The organism is Actinomadura sp. 6K520, assembly GCF_004349245.1.
Lineage (GTDB): Bacteria > Actinomycetota > Actinomycetes > Streptosporangiales > Streptosporangiaceae > Spirillospora.
Genome location: NZ_SMLC01000339.1, coordinates 1 through 3,152 on the forward strand (window position 1 = coordinate 1; position 3,152 = coordinate 3,152).

Sequence of the window (3,152 nt, forward strand, 5' to 3'; positions counted from 1 at the left end):
GGCCTGGGGACGGCGCGGCGGCCGGGGAGCCGGTGTCGGTGGTGGGGTCGTTGTCGCCGTCGCGGGCGGGCGATTTCATGACGTGCCCGCTGCTGTACCGGTTCCGGGTGATCGACCGGCTGCCGGAGCGGCCGAGCGCTGCGGCGGCGCGGGGGACGCTGGTGCACGCGGTGCTGGAGCGGTTGTACGACCTGCCGCGGGGCGGGCGGACGGCCGAGGCGGCGGTGGCGATGCTGGGGCCGGAGTGGGAGCGGCTGCTGGAGGCGGAGCCGGAGCTGGCGGAGCTGTTCGCGGAGGGGGACGCCGGGGACGCGGAGCGGGCGGAGTGGCTGGGCCAGGCGCGGCGGATGGTGGAGCGGTACTTCACGCTGGAGGATCCGCGGCGGCTGGAGCCGGCCGAGCGGGAGCTGTTCGTGGAGACGGTGCTGGATTCGGGGTTGAAGCTGCGGGGCTACATCGACCGGGTGGACGTGGCGCCGAGCGGGGACGTGCGGATCGTCGACTACAAGACGGGGACGGCGCCGCGGGCGGATTTCGAGGCGCGGGCGCTGTTCCAGATGAAGTTCTACGCGCTGGTGCTGTGGCGGCTGCGGGGGCGGGTGCCGCGGTTGCTGCAGCTGATGTACCTGGGGAACGGGGAGGTTCTGCGGTACGAGCCGGATGAGGCGGATCTGCGGGCGACGCAGCGGAAGGTGGAGGCGCTGTGGCAGGCGATCCGGCGGGCGATGGACACCGGCGAGTGGCGGCCGCGAGCGGGCCGGTTGTGCGACTGGTGCGATCACCGGGAGCGGTGCCCGGAGTTCGGGGGCACTCCCCCGCCGCTGCCGGTGGTGCCGGGTGCGCGGCGGGCTGCGGCGGAGGCGGTGGACGTGGCGGAGCCGGCGGGTTCGGCGCGGGAGCGTGACGATCTGTAGTGCCGCGATGACGATAGGTGCGGCTTTGTGTCGCGGGGGCGCCGGTGTCCTCCTTGGGGAGGACCGCGGATCCCCGTTCAGGAGGGGTCACGACCTGGTGTGACCTCCTAGGGTGAGAGCGTGTCACCCCGCATCCGTGGTCTTCGTGCTTTCCGCGCCTGGTTGAGGACGCGTCCTCGGGCCGCCGACGCGTTGCTGGCCGTGGGCCTGCTGCTGGTGGGGCTGCCGGAGCTGTACCTGGAGGAGCTCCCGGACCATTCGGGCTACGAGCAGTTCCGGGATCCCGATGTGCTGAACGGGCTGCTGGTCGCGGTGGTGACGTTGTCGCTGACGTGGCGGCGGCGGCATCCGCTTCCGGTGCTGCTGTTCATCATCGGCGGTGAACTGGCCATGGCGGTGGCGGGGTATCCGCCGTCGGTGGCGGACGTGGCGGCGTTCCTGATCGCCGTGTACAGCGTCGCGGCGCATCGGGGGCTGGCGCAGAGCGCGCTCGGCGGTGTGCTGGGGTTCGTCTACTTCCTGGTGTATCTGGTGATGGCGCCGGTGGACTCGTCGCCGCTGGTGATCGTGACGGACTGCGCGCTGGTCGTCGGGGTGTGGGTGCTGGGCCGGAACCTGCGGCTGCGGCGCGCGTACTTCGCGGAGCTGGAGGACCGGGCGGCGCGGCTGGAGCGGGCGCGGGGCACCGACGCGCGGGCGGCGCGGATCGAGGAGCGGTCGCGGATCGCGCGGGAGCTGCACGATGTGGTGGCGCACCATGTGAGCGTGATGACGGTGCAGGCGGGAGCGGCACGGCGGATCATCGACCGGGACGCGGGGAGCGCGCGTGAGGCGATGTCGACGATCGAGGAGGTCGGGCGGACGGCGCTGAGCGAGATGCGGCGGATCGTGGGGGTGCTGCGGACGGACCGGGACGCCGAGCGGGAGGGGCGGGAGCTGGCGCCGCAGCCGGGCCTGGGTGATCTCGGGGAGCTGCTGGACAACGTGCGGGAGACGGGCCTGGCGGTGCAGCTGTGGATCGAGGGTGAGGCGCGGTCGCCGTCGCCGGGGGTGGACGTGGCGGCGTTCCGGCTGATCCAGGAGGCGCTGACGAACACGTTGAAGCACGCGGGCCCGCAGGCGCGGGCGTGGGTGCGGTTGTACTACGGGGATCGTGATCTGACGGTGGAGATCGAGGACGACGGGCGTGGCACGGCGACGTTCGTGGCCGACAACGAGGACAATCCGGGGCATGGTCTCGTCGGTATGTACGAGCGGGTGGCGCTGTACGGTGGCGAGCTGAAGATCGGGCCGCGGGTCGGCGGCGGGTTCGGTGTCCGGGCGCGGTTCCCGCTGGAGGCGTGAGCAGCGTGGGTGCTCCGCGGCGGAGGCGGCCGGAGTTGGTCTTCCGGGGACGGGAGGCCGTAGGTTGGGCGGGCCGTAGGTTTGGGCGTGAGCGCCGCCGCCGGGGCGGGCGCGCGGTGAGGCGAGGAGCGGGACGATGGTGCGACCGGGACGCCGGGCGGGCGGTGCGGTGCGATGAGCGCGGTGCGGGTGCTGCTCGTCGATGATCAGCCGCTGCTGCGGACGGGGTTCCGGCTCATCCTGGAGGCCGAGACGGACATCGCGGTGGTGGGCGAGGCCGGGGACGGCGCGGTGGCGGTGGAGCTGACGCGGTCGCTGCTGCCGGACGTGGTGCTGATGGACATCCGGATGCCGGGGGTGGACGGGATCGAGGCGACCCGCCGCATCGTCCGGGACGGTGCGGCCTCGCACGATCCGAAGGTGCTGATCCTGACGACGTTCGACCTGGACGAGTACGTGATCGAGGCGGTGCGGGCGGGGGCGAGCGGGTTCCTGCTGAAGGACTCGCCGCCGGAGGACCTGGTGCAGGCGATCCGGATCGTGGCGGCGGGCGACGCGATCGTGGCGCCGAGCGTGACGCGGCGGCTGCTGGACCGGTTCGCCTCGCGGCTGCCGGCGGTGCGGGACGAGGCGCCGCCGCCCGGGCTGGACACGCTGACCGAACGGGAGCGCGAGGTGCTGGCGCACGTGGCGCGGGGGCAGTCGAACGCGGAGATCGCGGCGGAGCTCGTGGTGAGCGAGACGACGGTGAAGACGCACGTGGGGAACGTCCTGGCGAAGCTGGGGCTGCGGGACCGGGTGCAGGCGGTCGTGTACGCGTACGAGACGGGTCTGAGCAGGCCGGGCCAGAGCTGACCGGCCCGCCGGAGGCCGGGGGCGCGACGGGGCCGGGGC

The 3,152-nt window shown here is 73.4% G+C and carries 3 protein-coding genes; all 3 read left to right on the plus strand.

The genetic code is table 11. The features are described 5' to 3' along the window. The first annotated feature begins 32 nt into the window (after positions 1–32). The 3 genes from E1289_RS37010 to E1289_RS37020 all read left to right on the plus strand — a co-directional run bounded on the left by E1289_RS37010 (position 33) and on the right by E1289_RS37020 (position 3,113). Positions 33–914, plus strand: a complete 882-nt coding sequence (locus E1289_RS37010; protein ID WP_131988765.1) for a PD-(D/E)XK nuclease family protein — start codon at positions 33–35, stop codon at positions 912–914. Positions 915–1,076: 162 nt separating this feature from the next. Then, entirely contained in the window at positions 1,077–2,258 is a 1,182-nt protein-coding gene (locus E1289_RS40295; RefSeq protein ID WP_279488644.1) for a sensor histidine kinase, read from the plus strand. 174 nt (positions 2,259–2,432) lie between these two features. Next, positions 2,433–3,113, plus strand: a complete 681-nt coding sequence (locus tag E1289_RS37020) for a response regulator transcription factor (protein ID WP_131988763.1) — start codon at positions 2,433–2,435, stop codon at positions 3,111–3,113. The last annotated feature ends 39 nt before the right edge of the window (positions 3,114–3,152 follow it).

Excerpts from the sequence above, each read along its gene's own strand:
- E1289_RS37020 (WP_131988763.1), top strand. The coding sequence starts at position 2,433 with ATGAGCGCGGTGCGGGTGCTGCTCGTCGATGATCAGCCGCTGCTGCGG.